Raw genomic sequence first — 17,817 nt, 5'->3', positions numbered from 1 at the left:
TTGTGCCTGGCAGTTCGGCATACAGCGGCACCCGCATCTGCTCGGACTCGGGCGCCGTACACTGCCCTATCGCACATTCTTCAGCCGGGAAGAAGCGGCACGCAAGGGGGGCGATTTCGCCTGTTTTTACATCTCGAAAATCGAGAGGCTTTTCATGTCATTCGCTAATGTTTTAGTGTTTTTCGATAAAAATCTGTTGACATTCGCTATGGGCCGCCTAGTTTGGCGAAACTCAAGCAATCGTCACGCGTTGGAACATCGCATGCAGAAAAGCCTATTGATCATCGCAACCGCCCTGACCACGGCCTCCTGTGCGAGCATGCCGGCCTTTCAGCCGGACAATCACCTGCCCGCCACCCCGGACAGCTGGTCGGCTGCGGCTGATGCTTCCGGGGAGATCGCGGCACAGGACTGGGTGCAATCACTCGGCGCGCCACGCCTGGCAGCGCTCGTCGATGAGGCCCTCGCGGCCAATCCCGGGCTGGCGCAATCGCTGGCGCGTTATGACGCCGCCCGCGCTGCCGCCCGCATCGCCGGCTCCAGCCGGCTGCCATCCCTGAGCCTCTCCTCCGGCTATACACGCACCGAAGCCTATCAGGGCAGCGGGTCGGACAGCCTCTCACTGGGACTGAGCTCCTCCTGGGAAGCCGATCTTTGGGGACGGGTTCGCGACGGCGCCAATGCCGGCACGCTCGACGCCGAGGCCGCCGCCGACGATCTTGTCGCTGCCCGGCTGTCGGTCGCCGGACTGGTCGCCAAGAACTGGCTGGCCCTGATCGAGGCGCGCCAGCAAACCGAACTCGCCCAACGCGATGTCCAGCGCAGCCAGAACGCTCTCGATCTGACGGAACGTCGATTTGCCCGCGGACTGGTGCGCAGCTCGGATGTTCGCACGGCACGCAGTGCGATGGCGTCCTCGCAGGCTGCCCTGGCATCGCGCGAGCGGGCCGAAGCCTCCGCCGCGCGCAGCCTGGAGACCCTGCTCGGTCGCTATCCAGCCGGACAGATCGCCCGTGCCGGTGACTTCCCCGAAATCGATACGCTGGCCGGGATCGGCTCGCCAGCCGACCTCCTCCTGCGCCGCCCGGACGTGCGGGCCGCCGAACGCCGCCTGGCGGCGGCCGGACTGCGGGCCGATGCGGCCGGCAAGGCCTTGCTGCCGAGCCTGTCGCTGACCGGCACTTCCGGAACCGGCGGCACGGACGTCGCCGACATGTTCGACATCGACACGCTGGTCTCCAGCCTCACAGCTTCCCTGGCCGCACCGATCTTTGCCGGTGGCCGCCTGCGGGCCCAGCGTGACCAGGCCGAGGCCAATGCCCGGCTGCAGGTCGCCTCCTATGTGTCGACCGTGCTGACGGCCTGGCAGGAAGCCGAAAACGCCATCTATGCCGACGACATCCTCGCCCGGCGCGTCGCCAGCCTGGAACAGGCCTTCAATGAGGCCGCCGAGGCCGAATCTCTGGTGACCCGCCAGTATTCCAGCGGTGTCTCGACCATTTTCGACCTGCTGAACGCCCAAAGCCGGCGCATCAGCGCCGAAAGCCAATACATCTCGGCTCGTCGCGATCGCGCGACGAACCGGGTCGATCTTTACCTCGCCATCGCCGGCGATTTCTCCGCGGCATCTTCCGCAGACCCGGCCGCGCAGACAGGAGAATAGTTATGGGAAACCTTATCGGACGCTTCGTAATTTTCGGCATTGCCGGCGGGATCGTCCTGGCGATCATCATCGCCTTGGTCGCCAGCAAGCCGGAGCCGCAGCGCGCCAATTCGGCACCGCAGCCGGTTGCCGTTTTCGTCGAACAGGCCCGGCAGGAAACCGTCGCCCTGACGGTTCATTCCCAGGGCCAGGCACGGCCACGCACCCAGATCAATCTGGTGCCGCAAGTCACCGGACGTATCGTCTACGTCAATCCGAACTTCATCGAAGGTGGTTTCTTCGAAGCCGGCGAAACCCTCGTACGCATTGATGACGCCGACTATCACCTGGCGGCCACCCGTGCCGCGGCGCTCGTCGCCCAGGCGCAGCAAGCCCTGGCGCGCGAACAGGCCGAAGCCGAACTGGCCGCCCGCGAATGGGCCGATCTCGGCGAAGGCGAGGCCTCACCCCTGACCCTGCGCGAGCCGCAACTGGCCGACGCACGTGCCCAGCTGGCCTCGGCACAGGCGAGCCTGCAGGCTGCCCGTCTCGACCTTGAACGCACCCGCGTTTCCGCCCCCTTCGACGGCCGCGTGCTGGTGAAGAGCGCCGATCTGGGCCAGTTCGTAACGGCTGGAACGCCACTGGGCGAGGTCTTCTCGACCGACACCATCCTGGTTCGCCTGCCGCTCACGGACAATGATCTGGGCCTGCTCGGCATCCCGATCGCCTATAACTCCGGCCCGGACAGCGAAGGCATTCCCGTCAAGTTGACCGCCGTTCTCGCTGGCGAACCCCGCGAATGGACCGGCTATATCAACCGCACCGAAAGCGCGATTGATCCGCAGACCCGCGTTCTCTACGCCACTGCGGAAGTCGAAGACCCCTATGGCGCTGCCGCAGCTGCCGGCGCACCCCTGGCTGTCGGCCTGTTCGTCGATGCCGAAATCCAGGGCCGCAATGTCCAGGATGCGGTGGTTCTGCCCCGCTCGGCCCTGCGCGGTGAAAACACGGTCTTCGTCGTCAATGAAGGCGGCACCCTGGATATCCGCACCGTCACCGTCGTGACCTCCAGCACCGACCGCGTTGTCGTGTCGTCCGGCGTCGCTGGCGGAGAAATGATCGTCGTCTCGCCAATCCGCGGCGCGAGCGTCGGCATGCGCCTGCGTTCGCTGGATTCCTCGGGTGAGGTGCTGCCGGATTATTCGGCCAGCCTCGAATCCGAAGCCGACGAAGACACCACCGACACCGAATCCGAGCCGAGCGATGGTGAAGCCGTCGCCAGCGCCGGTTAATTCGACACTGCGATCAGGAGACGGCCATGACCGACCCGAACACGACACATGACGAGGCACCCCGCGGTATTGTTGGCTGGTGGGCCCGAAACTCAGTCGCCGCCAACCTCTTGATGATCGTCGCCCTGGTGGGCGGGATTTTCGGATATTTCCAGCTGAACCGGGAAGTGTTTCCGACGGTCGCGGTCAACGGTGCCACCATCTCGGTGGCCTGGCCCGGCGCCTCGCCGCAGGAAGTTGAAGAGCAAATCATTGTCCGGATCGAGGAGGCCCTGGCCGATCTCGACGGGGTCGACACCATCACCTCGACCGCCCGCGAAGGCAGTGGCTCCATCAATGTCGAGGGCCTGCCCTCCGTTGATGTCGGCGAGTTCATCGACAACATCAAACTCGAAGTCGACTCGGTGAACAATCTGCCGCAATCGGCCTACCGCCCCGTCGTGAACCCGTGGCGCGCCCAGGACCAGGTCATCGGCTTTGCGGTGCACGGTTTCATCGACCGCCGCGATTTGCAGCATATCGCCCGCGAAATTCGTGACGAAGTCGCCCAGCTGCCCGGCTCATCCCTGGTCAATACCTGGGCGGTGCTCGGCGAGGAGGTTTCGATCGAGCTGGCCGAGGATGACCTGCAACGCTACAATCTCAGCTTCGACGAGATCGTGGCCGCCATCCGCGCCAGTTCGCTCAATGCCTCTGCCGGCAGCGTCCGTACCGAGCTGGGCGAACTCAGCCTCACCTCACGCCAGCTGGCCGATACGCGTGCGGAATTCGAGAACCTCATCATTCGCCAGACCTCCGCCGGCGGCACCGTCCGGGTCGGCGATGTCGCCAGCGTCACTGACGGCTTTGTCGATGCCAATCTGGCTGCGACCTACAATGGCGAGCCGATGGCGCTGATCGTCGTGCTGACGACCCCGAATATCGATGTTGTCGATGTCTCCGCCAGTGTGCGTGGCTATATCGAGCGCAAACAGCTTGAACTGCCCGACGGTGTCACCCTCTCACTGTGGTGGGACAATTCGGAAATGTATGAAGCCCGGATGGCGACGATCCTGAACTCGGCTCTGTTCGGCGGCTTCCTGGTCCTGATTGTCCTCTTCCTCTTCCTGCGCCCGCTGGTCGCATTCTGGGTGACGGCCGGCATTTTCGTGGCCTTTGGCGGCGCATTCATGTTGCTGCCCATGCTCGGCGTCACGCTTAACATGCTGTCGCTGTTCGCATTCCTGCTGGTGATCGGCATCGTGGTCGACGACGCCATCGTCGTCGGCGAGAATATTCACGACCGTGTCGAACGTGGCGAGAACGGACTGACCGCGTCCATCATCGGCACCCAGATGGTGATCAAGCCCGTCATTTTCGCGGTCATCACCACGGTGATGATGTTCATGCCATTCATGCTCATCACCGGGCCGACGGTGCAGTTCACCAAGCAGATTTCACTCGTCGTGATCGCGTGCCTGACCTTCTCCCTGATCGAGTCGCTGCTGATCCTGCCGGCCCACCTGGCTCATATGAAGCCGCAGAAGACCACGGGCTTTTTCGGCCCGCTGATCAAGGTGCAACGCGCCATCGCCGAGACCATGGTCTGGTTCGCTCGCGGTGTTTATCGCCCGATGGTCAAATTCGCGATCCGCAATCGCTATGCGACGCTGATCACATTCATCGGCATCTTCCTGATCTCCATCGTGCTGATGATGACCAACCGTGTCGGCTCGGTCTTCATGCCGCAAATCGAGAATGAAACCATCCAGGTGAATATCCAGCTCGCCGAAGGCGCGCCCTGGACCCGGACCGAGCAGGTTCGCGAACAGCTCGACAACGCCCAGGACGAGGCCCTGCACTATTACCGCGAGCAGTTCCCCGGTGACGTCGACATGATCGAAAGCCGCTCGACCCTGGCCACCGATGGCCGGATCCGTGCCTGGATCACGCTCGCCGACCCGGAATTCCGGCCCGGCTTGCTGGCCACCTCGGAGGTCGCCCTGAAAATCCGCGAATTCCTCGGGCCAATCCCGGACGCGGAGGAAGTCACGCTGGATTCGACGATGAATGATGGCGGCAGTTCCATCACCTTTGCGATCTCGCACCAGGACCTCGACGTGTTGCGCGCGGCCGCCGACGACCTGAAAACCCAGCTGCGCAGCTATGACACGCTCTATGATGTCGTCGACTCGCTGCAGACCTCGACCGAGGAGCTTCAGTTCAGCCTGCGTCCCGATGCCCGCTCACTCGGCCTGACATTGGGCGATGTGACGCGCCAGGTCCGCCAGGCCTTCTATGGTGAGGAAGCACAGCGCCTGCCACGTGACGGCCAGGATGTGCGGGTCATGGTCCGCCTTGATCGCGATGCAAGGCGGTCGCTGGATACGCTCCGCGATCTGCGCATCCGCACCCGTGACGGAGACGAAGTGCCACTGTCGGCAGTTGCCGATGTGAATTTCGCGCCGGGACTGAACCGGATCAACCGCCGCAATGGCATGCGCACCGTCACGGTGAATGCCGAACTGTCGGATCCGTCCGCTCGCGGCGATATCAACCAGAGCCTCGACGCGGAGTTCTGGGAGGGCTGGGAGCATCGCTTCCCGGGCATCAGCCGTGACGAAATCGGCCAGTCCGAAGGTGAGCGGGAGTTCATGCAGGAATTGTTCGGCCTGTTCGGCATGGCACTGGTGTCGATGTACATCCTGCTGGCGGTTGCCTTCCGCAGCTATAGCCAGCCCATCCTGATCATGGTCGCCATCCCCTTTGCGCTGACGGGAGCCATTTTCGGCCACCTGATGTTCGACATGCCGATCGCCCTCTTCTCCTATTTCGGGGTCGGTGCGGCGGCGGGGGTCGTTATCAACGACAACCTAGTCCTGATGGACTTCGTCAACCGCTTGCGGGCCAATGGCGTGGGCGCCTTCCAGGCACTCGTCGATGCCGGCGTCCAGCGCTTCCGGCCGATCCTGCTGACCTCGGTCACCACCTTCCTCGGCATCCTGCCGATGATCGCGGCCCGTTCGACCCAGGCGCAGTTCCTCAAGCCAATGGTCGTGGCCCTCGGCTTCGCGGTCCTGTTTGCGCTGTTCCTGACCTTGCTGTTGATCCCGTCGCTCTACGCCATCGGCGTCGACATCGGGCGGCTGTTCCGGTGGCTCTGGACCGGGAAGTCGCAGCCCGCCCTGGGTGCAGACTATACCGACACCGATTTCGCCCATGGCGAAATGGCCGGACATCTCGATCACTCCCCGCAGGAGTAGCCAATTCAGGCCCCGCGCACTAATTTGCGCGGGGCCTGCCCAATCATATCCAATCGCACAGGGGATAATTCCATGAAGAGACTTTTGCTGAGTTCGGCGGCCTTCGCCCTCCTCGCCGCCTGCGGCCAGGCCGGGCTTTCCGGCGATACGACGGAACTCACGGCCAACAGCGCGATCGAAGCACCCGCCCGGATCGGCGATTGGGGTTTCGACCAGACCGGTATGGACCTGGCCTATGCGCCCGGTGACGATTTCTACCGTTATGCAAACGGGCATTGGCTGGAAACGACAGAGATCCCGTCGGACCTGTCGAATTTCGGCATGTTCACCGAGCTGGCGCTGGAAGCGGAAGAACAGGTCCAGGAGATCATTCTCGACCTGGCCGCCGCGCATCCTGCCCCCGGCACAATCGAGCAGAAGGTCGGCGACCTCTATGGCAGCTGGATGGATACCGAAACCATCGAAACCCTGGGCCTGGCCCCGGCACAACCCTATCTCGACGCGATCGCGGCCGCAGACACCCCTGAAGCGATCCTCAACCTGTTCGCGACGGTCGGTCAGCCGGCCCCGCTTGATATCGGCATCATCCCCGACCCCGCCGACACGACGCGCCATACCGTCTATGTCGGTCAGGGCGGGCTGGGCCTTCCCGATCGCGATTACTATGTCGATCTCGAGAACGAGAATTACGCCCGCTATCGCGAGGCCTATACGGCCTTCATCGCCCGGATGTTCGATCTGGCCGGTATCGAGGACGGCGCAAGCCGGGCCGCCGCCATCATGGCACTCGAAACGCAACTCGCCGAGGTTCACTGGACCCAGGAGCGCTCGCGCAATATCTCGGAAATCTACAATCCAATGCCGCTCGACCAGCTTGCGGCACTCGCGCCCCAGCTCGATTTTGCCAATGGCATGACCCAGATGGGCCTCGACGGTGTCGCGACCTATCTCGTCGCCCAACCCAGCGCGATCGAGGCGACGGGCCGGATTTTCGAGGAAACGCCGGTCAATGTCTGGCAGGACTACCTGACCTTCCATTTCCTGCAGAACAATGCGGGCAATCTGTCCTCGGCCTTTGACCAGGCCAATTTCGATTTCTACGGCCGCACGCTCAATGGCACCCAAGAGCAACGCCCCCGTGACCGCCGCGGCGTCAACCTGGTCGGCGGGCAACTGGGCGAAGCGGTCGGTCAGATCTATGTTGACCGGCATTTCCCGCCCTCGTCCAAGGCGGCGATGGAGGAACTGGTCGCCAATCTGGTGACAGCTTTCGAAGGCCGTTTGAGCCGGCTGGAATGGATGGACGAGGAAACGCGCGCCAATGCCCTGCGCAAACTCTCGACCTTCGAACCGCGCATTGGCTATCCCGATGAGTGGCAGGACTACTCGGCGCTGGCAATCGAGCCCGACGACCTGTTTGGCAATGTGATGCGCATCAATGCCTTCAACTGGAATGAGCAGGTCGCCGACCTCGCCGGCCCGGTCGACCGGAGCCAGTGGCCCTATCCGCCACAGACCATCAACGCGTCCTACAATCCGTTGATGAACCAGATCACCTTCCCGGCCGGCATCCTGCAGGCCCCCTTCTTTGATCCCAATGCCGACGCCGCCATCAATTACGGCGCGATTGGCGCGGTGATCGGGCATGAAATCGGTCATGGTTTTGACGATCAGGGCCGCCGTTTCGATTATGATGGTTCGATCCGCGACTGGTGGTCGGCAGAGACCAATGCCGGTTTCGAGGAACGCGCCGCCCGCCTTGGTGCCCAGTACGATACCTATTCCCCGATCGAGGGCATGAACGTGAATGGCACCTTCACGATGGGTGAGAACATCGGTGATCTGGGCGGCATGCAGATGGCCTACACCGCCTATCACCAGTATCTGGACTCTTGCTGCGGCGGCGAAGCGCCGGTGATTGACGGCTATACCGGCGATCAGCGCTTCTTCCTCGCCTGGGCCCAGGTCTGGCGCCGCCTGTACCGTGAGGACAATCTGGTCGCACGTCTGACCACCGATCCGCACAGCCCGTCGCAATACCGGACCAACGGCATCGTCCGCAATCTCGATGCCTGGTACGCCGCTTTCGATATCCAGGAAGGCGATGCGCTCTACCTGCCACCGGAAGAGCGCGTCTCGATCTGGTGATGCGCTAGACAGCCATCACAGACCTGCACGCAACAGAGCGGCCCGGAGCAATCCGGGCCGTTTTGCCGTCGGGGTCCCGCGAAACTAACAGAACCGTCAGTTGCTTCCTGCACCGCCCCCTCTAGACTTGGCGGTTAATGCCATTTTTTTGGGGAATTGAAGTATGAAAAAATACCTGCTCAGCGGCGTCTGCATTGCCATGCTCGCCGCCTGCAACCCGCCCGCCGAGGCGCCTGCCGTCGACACTGCAGCCATCGAGAGCCCGGCCACCGAAACGCCCGCCATCACCGGCGAAGCGACCCTTGGCGACTGGGGTATCGAGACCGATTATGTCAGCGAAACCGTCAATCCCGGCGACGACTTCTTCACCTACGTCAACCAGGGCTGGCTCGACACCGCTGAAATCCCGGCCGGCTTCAGCTCTGCCGGCGCCTTCCTCGACCTCTACATGACCTCCGAAGAGCGCGTGAACGCGATCATCGCGGAAGCCGCAGCAACCGATTCCGCCGCCGGCACGCCGGAACAGCAGATCGGTGATCTCTATCGCAGCTATATGGATACCGACCGGATCGAGGCGCTCGGCCTCACGCCGATCCAGGACGAGCTTGATGCCGTGCTGGCGTCGACCACCCACGCGGAAATTGCCCGCTGGTTCGGCCTTCCCGTGCACAATTCGATGATCGGGATCTATATCAGCCAGGATTCAGGCAATCCGCAGCGCTACCTGACCCACATCTCGCAAGCGGGTCTCGGCCTTCCGAACCGGGATTACTATCTTGATGACGGCGAGCGCTATGTCGCCTACCGCGCGGCCTATGTCGCCTATATCACCAACATTCTGACCATGGCCGGCGTCGACAATCCCGAAGGACGTGCCGCCGACATCATGGCGCTGGAAACCTCGCTTGCCCAGGTTCAGTGGCCCGCCGAACTGGCCCGTGAATCCGTGCCGAACTACCATCTGATGACGCTGGCCGAGCTGGAAGCCTATGCACCGGGCTTTGAATGGACGCCGTTCCTCGAAGCGCTCGGCATCGCCGACATCACCGAGGTCGTCGTCAATACCGATACCGCGGTCCAGGCCAGCGCCCAGCTCTTCGCCGAGACACCGGTCGATGTGCTGGCCTCCTACCTGGCCTTCCATTTCGTCGACAACCAGACCGGCCAGCTGCCGGCCCGGTTCGACGAAGCGAGCTTCGATTTCTATTCCCGCACACTGAGCGGCGTCGATGAGCAGCGTTCACGCGATCTGCGCGCGATCCAGTTCGTCAATCGCCGCTTTGGCGAGAATATCGGCCAGGTCTATGTCGAGCGTTACTTCCCGCCAGAGTACAAGGCGCAGATGGAAGACCTTGTCGGCTATCTTCGTGCGGCCTTCGCAGCCCGCATCGAAACCCTCGACTGGATGGATGACGCCACGCGTGCGGAAGCCCAGGACAAGCTGGAAAGCTTCCTGCCCAAGATCGGCTATCCGGATGTCTGGCGTGATTATTCAACCATTGAGGTCAGCAGCGACGACCTGATCGGCAATGTGCGCGCCATCAGCGCCTGGAACTGGGACGATCAACGCGCCCAGCTGAACGAATCCAAGCGCGACTGGATGTGGTATATGAGCCCGCAGACGGTCAATGCCTACTACAATCCGGACAGCAACGAGATCGTCTTCCCGGCTGCCATCCTGCAGGCTCCCTTCTTCGACCCCTTCGCGGATCCTGCGGTCAATTTCGCCGCTATCGGCGGTGTCATCGGCCATGAAATGGGCCATGGCTTCGACGATCAGGGTGCCGAACAGGACGGCGATGGCGTGCTGCGCAACTGGTGGACCGACTTCTCCCGCGAGCACTTCCAGGAGCGGACCGGTACGCTGGTCGCCCAGTATGATGCCTTCTCCCCGGTCGAGGGCGAGAATGTGAATGGTCAGCTGACGCTCGGCGAGAATATCGGCGATCTTGGCGGCCTCTCCATCGCCTACCAAGCCTATCATGCCTACCTCGCCGACCACACCGGCGGTGAAGCACCCGTGCTCGACGGCCTGACCGGCGACCAGCGCTTCTTCATGTCCTGGGCCCAGGTCTGGCGTTCCAAGCTGACCGAAGACGCCCTTATCGGCCGTCTGCGTTCCGATCCGCACAGCCCGGCGCAATACCGGGTCAACGGCGTCGTGCGCAATATCGACGCCTGGTATGACGCCTTCGACATCAGCGAAGACAATGACCTCTACCTGCCACCCGAAGAGCGGGTTTCGATCTGGTAACGTGATCGAATGACAGATCAGGCGGTCCGGCGATGCCGGGCCGCCTTTTTTGTTACCGGCATGCACCCAACCGCACGGCAGGCGGATTATCCGCGCGGCACTTGCGTCCTGACAATCACGCCCTAGTCTTGCCCCCAATCAATTTCGATCATGACGGAGAGATGTCCCGTGAAAAAATTACTTCTTGGCAGCGCCTGCCTCGTCCTGCTTGCGGCCTGCAATCCCGCAGCAGAACCACCGGCTGACGATGCCGCGGACGTCAGCGCCACTGCCGTCGAAACAGGCACACCGTCCCTCGGCGCCTGGGGTATCGAGACGCAGCATATCAGCGAGACCGTCGCTCCCGGCGATGACTTCTTCCGCTATGTGAATGAAGGCTGGCTCGACACAACGGAAATCCCGCCCGGCTTCTCGAATTTCGGCTCCTTCTCCGAGCTCGCCCTGACCGCGGAAGAGCGGATCGATGCGATCATTGCCGACGTTTCGGCGACGGAAAACCCGGTCGGTTCGGTCGAGCAGCAGGTCGGCGATCTCTACGCCAGCTACATGAATACCGACCACCTCAACGAGCTCGGCCTCAGCCCGGCCCGGCCCGGTCTCGACCGGATTGCCGCCGCGCAAGACCATGACGACATCATTGACCTGTTCGGCGCCAGCGGGTTCGCCTCGCTGTTCGGTGCCGGGGTTGGCCGCGATGCCGGGAACCCGGACACCTATATCGTCTATATCCGCCAGTCGGGTCTGGGCATGCCGGATCGTGACTACTATCTGCGCGATGACGAACGGTTTGACGGTTACCGCACCGCCTATGTCGATTACATGGCCGACGTGCTTGGCATGATCGGTGAGGAAAATGGCACCGAGCGGGCCCAGGCCGTGCTCGACCTGGAAACCGCGATTGCCCAGATCCACTGGACCCGCGCCGAGAGCCGCGACCGGGTGGCCAGCTATAACCCGATGACCCTTGACGAGCTGGAGGCCTACGCCCCCGGTTTTGACTGGGCGCGCTTCATGACAACCCTCGACTTTGGCGACCAGGATCATGTCGTCGTGTCACAGAACACGGCGGTCCAGTCGCTCGCTGCCCTGTTCCGGGAAATCCCGGTCGAGACTTGGCAGGACTATCTGATGCTTCACTACATGAGCTCCAACCGCAATGAGCTCGACGAAGCCTTCTATGACCGCAGCTTCGATTTCTGGAACCGCACACTTTCGGGCACGGACGAAGCACGGGCCCGCGATCGCCGCGCGATCCAGTATGTGAACGGGCCACTCGGCCAGGCCATCGGCCGGATCTATGTCGAACGCCATTTCCCGGCCGAGAACAAGGAACAGATGGAAGACCTCGTCGCCTATCTGCGCCGCGCCCTGGGCGAGCGGATCGAGACGCTGGAATGGATGGATGACGAGACCCGGGCCGAAGCGCTCGACAAGCTCGCCAAGTTCACGCCGAAGATCGCCTATCCGGACCAGTGGCCGGATTATTCCTCGATCGAAATCCGCCCCGATGACCTGTTCGGCAACTCCGAACGCATTTCGGCCTGGTATCGCGCCGACAGCCGCGCCCGTCTGAACGGTCCGATCCGCGATTGGGAATGGGGCATGTCACCGCAAACGGTGAACGCCTATTATTCCTCGACCGCCAACGAGATCGTCTTCCCGGCGGCCATCCTGCAAGGTCCCTTCTTCGACCCCAATGCCGACCCGGCCGTCAATTTCGGCGGTATCGGCGCCGTGATCGGCCATGAAATGGGCCACGGCTTCGACGACCAGGGCAGCCAGTCCGATGGTGACGGCTTGCTGCGCAACTGGTGGACCGACTTCTCACGCGAGCAATTCGATGCGCGCACCGACCAGATCGTCGCCCAGTATGAGGAATTCTCACCGGTCGAGGGCATGTTCGTGAATGGCCGCCTGACCCTGGGCGAGAATATCGGTGATATCGGCGGGCTCTCCATGGCCTACCGCGCCTACCACATGTATCTCGACGAACATGGCGGCGAAGCCCCGGTGATTGACGGCTTTACCGGCGATCAGCGCTTCTTCATGGCCTGGGCCCAGGTCTGGCGCCGCCTCTATACCGAGGACAGTCTCGTCTCGCGGCTGACCACCGATCCGCACAGTCCGTCCCCATACCGCACCAATGGTGTGGTCCGGAATATGGACGTCTGGTACGAGGCCTTCGGCGTCACCGAAGACAATGATCTCTACCTGCCGCCCGAGGAACGCGTCTCGGTCTGGTAGGCTGACGGACATCAATGTTGAAACGGCCCGGCATCACGCCGGGCCGTTTTGCATTGGGGGGTTGCGAAGCGCGGCCGGGCACCGTCTTATCGGGGCAACAAACGGGGGAATGCATGCAAACCGAAATCGCACCGCTGATCAGCAATGATGCCGTCGTTCTGGGCCTGCTGGCCGTGATTCTGGGCGCCGTGTTCTGGACCTCGAGTGCGGGCGGGCCCGTATTCAAACGCTTCTACCTGGTCTTCCCGCCGCTTCTGCTGTGCTATTTCCTGCCCTCGCTTCTGAACACGTTCAACATTGTCGACCCGGACCAGTCGCGGCTCTACTTCATGGCCTCGCGCTACCTCCTGCCCGCCGCCCTGGTTCTGCTGGCGATGTCGGCCGACCTGCCCGCCACGTTGCGCCTCGGCCCCAAGGCCCTGATCATGTTCCTGACCGGAACCATCGGCGTCATCATCGGCGGACCGATTGCCCTGATGATCGCCAGCTCCTTCATGCCCGACCTGATCGGCGTGGACGGTCCGGAAGCCGTCTGGCGCGGCATGACCACTGTTGCCGGCAGCTGGATCGGCGGCGGGGCCAACCAGGCGGCGATGTATGAAATCTTCGATGTCGGCGACGAGATCTTCTCCGCCTGGATTGCGGTCGATGTGATTGTCGCCAATGTCTGGATGGCGCTGCTGCTGATCGCGGCCAGCCAGGCGGCGGCCATCGACCGCCGCATCGGCGCCGACGCGCGCGCCGTCGACCATCTGCGGATCAAGGCCGAGGCCTATGAATCCGAACACGCCCGCATCCCCGAATTGCGCGATCTGGTCTATATCGCCGCGATCGGTTTCGGCGCTGTCGCGATCGCCCATCTGGCGGCGGATTTCCTCGCCCCCTGGTTCCTGGAAAACTATCCGGAGCTGGAGCGCTACAGCCTGCATTCCGGCTTCTTCTGGCTGATCATCGTTGCCACGACGATCGGTGTCGCCCTGTCCTTCTCGCCCGCACGCAGGATGAGCGGCGCCGGCTCGATGAAGGTCGGCTCGGTCTTCATCTATATTCTCGTCGCCACGATCGGCATGAATATGGACATCACCGCCATCGCCCGGAATCCGGAATTCTTCCTGATCGGGGCGATCTGGATCGCCGTCCATGCCACCTTGCTGATCCTGATGGCGATCCTGATCAAGGCGCCGGTCTTCTTCCTGGCGGTGGGCAGTCAGGCCAATATCGGCGGCGCGGCCTCGGCCCCGGTCGTCGCCTCGGCATTTCACCCCTCCCTGGCCCCTGTCGGGGTTCTGCTTGCGGTTGTCGGTTACATCACCGGGACCTGGGGCGCATGGCTGACCGGCCAGATCCTGCGCAGTGTCGCCGGGGGCTGATCAGCGGCGCGGCACCATAAAGGCGAGTCCCCTCCGGAACATTCCCCTGCCCGGTGAATCTTGATATAATTACTTAAATTTCCTTAACGCAGCACCCTAATTGGGTTAGCATCCCTTCAACTGGAGTGCCTTGCGGTCGTCGCGAGGCGTCGTCCTGAAGGGGGGATGCAGCATGCAAAGCAAGTTCTTGATCACCGGAAGCGCCCTGGCGATTCTGGCTTCTTCGGCAGCCTTCGCCGGCGATGCCGAGTGGTTCCCGCCGGATCCACCATCCAGCGCCACGAGTGGTGAGTGCTATGCGCGAGTGCGCATCGAGCCACAATACGACGCGTTCACGGAACAGGTCGTCACCCAGGATTCCTACGAGCGCTATGACGTGGCCCCGCCGCGTCTGCGCGAGGAAACCCGCGAATATGTCTCGCGTGAGGCCGGTGTGCGCTACATCGTCCATGAGCCGGTCTACAACACCGTCACCGAAACGGTCCAGGTTCGCCCGGCCTATTCGGAATATGTGGTGCGTCCAGCCGTGCACGACACGGTGACCGAGACGATCATGGTCCGTGAACCACGCCAGGTCTGGCGCCGTGGCTATGAGCCGGGCGCTTCGATGACCCGTTATGATTCGGAAACTGGCGAGATCTGGTGCCTGGTCGAAGAAGCCGGCGAATACCAGACTGTGACCCGCAATGTCATCGTCACGCCTGCCGAGATCAACGAGATCAACCACCCGGCTGAGTTCTCCACGATCACCCGTGAAGTCCTGGTCCAGGCCGCGAGTGTCGAGGAAATTCCGATCGACCCACGCTATGACAGCTACTCCATCCAGGTCGTGGATCAGCCAGCCCGCGTTGACAGCCATGTCATTCCGGCCGGCACCGATACGGTGACCCGCTACACCATGCGTTCGGAAGAGCGCTGGGAATGGCGCCTGATGGATTGTGACGACATCGATCTGCCCGGCCACAATCCGCCGATGAGCACCAATATCCCGGCTGTCGCGGCGAACCAGCCGCCGGCACCAGGCAGCAGCACCTATCTGTACGGGACTGACATGCCTGCGGGCGATCAGACCTATTCCGAGGAAATGCCGGTGGCCCAGGCCTCCTACTCCAGCCGGTCCTCTTCGGCGCGCCGCCGCAACTAGGCGATGGCGTTCCGGCCGGAAGGCCTGGATTGAATACGGACGGCGCGGGACATCCCGCGCCGTTTCCGTTTATGCTCCCCCATGAACACAGCTGAATACATCATCGGATATGGCAGCCTGCTCAACGGCTATAGCCGCCAGACCTATTCCGGCCTGCACGCGCCGATCATCCCGGTGATGGCCGCCGGCTGGCAACGGGGCTGGACGACGCGCTATGGCGATGAGGCCGCGACCTATCTCGGGGTCCGCCCCTCGTCGACCGCCGTGCTGAGCGCCGCCCTCGTACCGACCCGGATCACCGAAGACATCCGTCATCGCGAACGCGGCTATGATTTCGTGCCTGTAGCGCCGGATACGGTGAGCCTGCTGCAACCGGCCAGCATCGACCTCGATGGCGCGCGATTGTGGATCGTGGTCAATCGCGAACAGGCCCACGCCGACAGCGACCACCCGATCCCGCAATCCTATATCGATACCTGCCTGCTGGGCTGCCTCGAGACCGGGGGGCGGGAAATGGCGCAGCACTTCATTGAATCCACCGAGCGCTGGGACGGACATCGCATCAATGACCGGGACTGGCCGACACCGCTCTATCCCCGCGGCGCCCCGGCCAGTGCGGCGCAGCGTGAGGAAATCGACATCCTGTTGCGCACAGCTGGCGTCTGACGCCGCAATGGCACCCCGGCCAGCCGGCGCGATACGATCCGTCAGGCCAGAGCCGGCTCGGCCTCGACCAGCGCTTCCGCGGCGTCGAATGCTGCTGCGAACCACGCCCCGCGATCAATCGGTGCACGGGCCTGCGTCACCGGCGGCGCGTCGAGCAGCAGCCCCGGAAAGGCAATGGACGGCGCGCTATCCGTTCCGCGCCAGCTCCAGCGGCCGCTGGCACTGTCAAAACTGTAGAAACTCGCCAGCCGATCCGCATGCGCGGCGATGAATTCGACGGCGCGGATGAGGAAATCGACCTCCTCGCGCTCCATCGCCCAGTGCAGGCTCACCCGGCACCAGCCTGGCCGCAAGCCGGCCTGCCCCTGCAGCACCGCACCGCGAATGACCTCGGACTGTTCCGGCGTGATCCCGAGCAGCTCATGTCCATAGGGCCCGGCGCAGGAACAACCGGCGCGAGACTGGATCCCGAACAGGTCATTCAACAGCATGGTCACCAGGCGCGGGTGCAAGATCTCGCCGCGCGGCTGTAGGATGTTGAACGAGACGATCCCGATCCGGCGCGCCGGGTCGGCGGGGCCGAGAACATCAATCCGCGGATTATCGCTCCAGCGGGACATCGCCTGCACCAGCGCCTCATGCTCGAGCCGGGCTATGGTCTCATGCCCGACCTCCCGCTGCGCCTGCAGGGCGAGGGCCGCGCGGACAATCTGCGGCACACCCGGCGTGCCGGCGCGTTCGCGCGCCTCGATATCCTCGATGAAGTCATGCCCGGTCTTGGTCACATAGCGCACGGTCCCGCCGGCGCTCTGGGTTGGTGGCAGGTCGCGCCGGTAGAGCGACTGGTCGAACAGGAGAATGCCACAGCCTCCCGGACCGCCGATGAATTTGTGAGGCGAGAAATAGACCGCATCGATCGACGCATCGGGTGCGCCGGCTGGATGCATGTCGATGGGCAGATAGGGCGCGCTGGCCGCGCAATCGAGACACAGGATGGCATCATGGGCATGGAGCAGGCGTGCCAGGGCGACCACATCGCTGCGGACACCCGTGACATTGGATGCCGCGGAAAAAGCGCCGATCCGGCGCCGGCCGAGAAAGCGCGGGTCACGCAATTGCGTCTCGAGCTCTGCCAGGTCAATCCCGCCGTCGGCGTCCAGGCCAATGGTCACGACTTCGCCAAGGCTCTCACGCCAGCTCAACTCGTTGGAATGGTGCTCATAGGGCCCGACGAAAATCACCGGCCGCGTGGCGGCGAGCGCGTCCTCGACAATCTGGCGGCCATCAGCGCCCAGCTTTGTCGCGATTGAGGACAGCATGTGGTCCCGGCTGGCAGGCGCCACCGCAAGGCCAAGGATTTCCTGCAATTTGTGGATCGCCCCCGTCGCGCCCGAGGCGCAGGCGATCAGACAATCCTGCGGGCCGGCATGGACCGCCTCGCGGATCACCGCCTCGGCCTGGTGCAGCCACTCGCCGGACGCCCGCCCGGTGGCGCTGTCGACGGTATGGGGATTGGCATACAGGCCCGACAGGCGCTCGATCTGCGCCTCGACCTGCCGCAGGCCACGGCCGCTGGCCGTATAGTCCGCATAGACCATCAGGCGCTCGCCAAACGGCGTTGTCAGGATTTCATCGCGCCCGATCATACCTGCCCGCAGGCGTGACAGGGCGGTGGGACAGTCAGTGGAAGACGACATTTCAACGTAACTCTCAAGGCCTGGCGACTATCAAACCATCCTCGCCTGAGTTTAAAACACTCAATTACCCTCAAATTCTGGCAATATGCCGAGATGAAAACTCTGTTTCGGGGAA

General features: G+C 63.1%; 10 protein-coding genes. 9 read left to right on the top strand and 1 reads right to left on the bottom strand.

Going from position 1 to position 17,817, the window contains the following annotated elements:
* Positions 1–262: 262 nt before the first annotated feature.
* The 9 genes from ACN0YF_RS02295 to ACN0YF_RS02255 all read left to right on the top strand — a co-directional run bounded on the left by ACN0YF_RS02295 (position 263) and on the right by ACN0YF_RS02255 (position 16,005).
* A complete protein-coding gene (locus tag ACN0YF_RS02295) occupies positions 263–1,663 on the top strand; it encodes an efflux transporter outer membrane subunit (RefSeq protein ID WP_417480918.1) in 1,401 nt (466 codons plus the stop codon).
* A 2-nt stretch (positions 1,664–1,665) separates the two neighbouring features.
* Positions 1,666–2,937: an efflux RND transporter periplasmic adaptor subunit gene (locus tag ACN0YF_RS02290; RefSeq protein WP_417480917.1), complete on the top strand. Its 1,272-nt coding sequence runs from the start codon at positions 1,666–1,668 to the stop codon at positions 2,935–2,937.
* Between the two features lie 26 nt (positions 2,938–2,963).
* A complete protein-coding gene (locus tag ACN0YF_RS02285) occupies positions 2,964–6,179 on the top strand; it encodes an efflux RND transporter permease subunit (RefSeq protein ID WP_417493175.1) in 3,216 nt (1,071 codons plus the stop codon).
* A gap of 72 nt (positions 6,180–6,251) precedes the next feature.
* Positions 6,252–8,327 carry a M13 family metallopeptidase gene (locus tag ACN0YF_RS02280; protein WP_417493174.1) on the top strand — a complete coding sequence of 692 codons (2,076 nt, stop codon included), beginning with the start codon at positions 6,252–6,254 and terminating at the stop codon, positions 8,325–8,327.
* 163 nt (positions 8,328–8,490) lie between these two features.
* Positions 8,491–10,581 (top strand): M13 family metallopeptidase, encoded by a 2,091-nt coding sequence (locus ACN0YF_RS02275; RefSeq protein WP_417493173.1) that lies wholly within the window; start codon positions 8,491–8,493, stop codon positions 10,579–10,581.
* Between the two features lie 168 nt (positions 10,582–10,749).
* Positions 10,750–12,825: a M13 family metallopeptidase gene (locus tag ACN0YF_RS02270; protein ID WP_417493172.1), complete on the top strand. Its 2,076-nt coding sequence runs from the start codon at positions 10,750–10,752 to the stop codon at positions 12,823–12,825.
* Between the two features lie 113 nt (positions 12,826–12,938).
* Positions 12,939–14,195 (top strand): DUF819 domain-containing protein, encoded by a 1,257-nt coding sequence (locus ACN0YF_RS02265; RefSeq protein ID WP_417493171.1) that lies wholly within the window; start codon positions 12,939–12,941, stop codon positions 14,193–14,195.
* A gap of 172 nt (positions 14,196–14,367) precedes the next feature.
* Positions 14,368–15,339 (top strand): hypothetical protein, encoded by a 972-nt coding sequence (locus ACN0YF_RS02260; protein WP_417480911.1) that lies wholly within the window; start codon positions 14,368–14,370, stop codon positions 15,337–15,339.
* Between the two features lie 81 nt (positions 15,340–15,420).
* Positions 15,421–16,005: a gamma-glutamylcyclotransferase gene (locus ACN0YF_RS02255; RefSeq protein WP_417493170.1), complete on the top strand. Its 585-nt coding sequence runs from the start codon at positions 15,421–15,423 to the stop codon at positions 16,003–16,005.
* A gap of 41 nt (positions 16,006–16,046) precedes the next feature.
* Here ACN0YF_RS02255 and ACN0YF_RS02250 read toward each other — a convergent pair whose 3' ends face one another.
* Positions 16,047–17,702 carry an aminotransferase class V-fold PLP-dependent enzyme gene (locus ACN0YF_RS02250; RefSeq protein ID WP_417493169.1) on the bottom strand — a complete coding sequence of 552 codons (1,656 nt, stop codon included), beginning with the start codon at positions 17,700–17,702 and terminating at the stop codon, positions 16,047–16,049.
* Between the last annotated feature and the right edge of the window lie 115 nt (positions 17,703–17,817).

Origin of the sequence: Maricaulis sp. (assembly GCF_048270265.1) — a bacterium.
In the GTDB taxonomy this organism is placed as follows: domain Bacteria; phylum Pseudomonadota; class Alphaproteobacteria; order Caulobacterales; family Maricaulaceae; genus Maricaulis.
This window is presented reverse-complemented; position numbering and strand designations above follow the sequence as displayed.

Excerpts from the sequence above, each read along its gene's own strand:
- ACN0YF_RS02260 (WP_417480911.1), top strand. The coding sequence starts at position 14,368 with ATGCAAAGCAAGTTCTTGATCACCGGAAGCGCCCTGGCGATTCTGGCT.
- ACN0YF_RS02255 (WP_417493170.1), top strand. The coding sequence starts at position 15,421 with ATGAACACAGCTGAATACATCATCGGATATGGCAGCCTGCTCAACGGC.
- ACN0YF_RS02295 (WP_417480918.1), top strand. The coding sequence starts at position 263 with ATGCAGAAAAGCCTATTGATCATCGCAACCGCCCTGACCACGGCCTCC.
- ACN0YF_RS02290 (WP_417480917.1), top strand. The coding sequence starts at position 1,666 with ATGGGAAACCTTATCGGACGCTTCGTAATTTTCGGCATTGCCGGCGGG.
- ACN0YF_RS02285 (WP_417493175.1), top strand. The coding sequence starts at position 2,964 with ATGACCGACCCGAACACGACACATGACGAGGCACCCCGCGGTATTGTT.
- ACN0YF_RS02280 (WP_417493174.1), top strand. The coding sequence starts at position 6,252 with ATGAAGAGACTTTTGCTGAGTTCGGCGGCCTTCGCCCTCCTCGCCGCC.
- ACN0YF_RS02275 (WP_417493173.1), top strand. The coding sequence starts at position 8,491 with ATGAAAAAATACCTGCTCAGCGGCGTCTGCATTGCCATGCTCGCCGCC.
- ACN0YF_RS02265 (WP_417493171.1), top strand. The coding sequence starts at position 12,939 with ATGCAAACCGAAATCGCACCGCTGATCAGCAATGATGCCGTCGTTCTG.
- ACN0YF_RS02250 (WP_417493169.1), bottom strand. The coding sequence starts at position 17,702 with ATGTCGTCTTCCACTGACTGTCCCACCGCCCTGTCACGCCTGCGGGCA.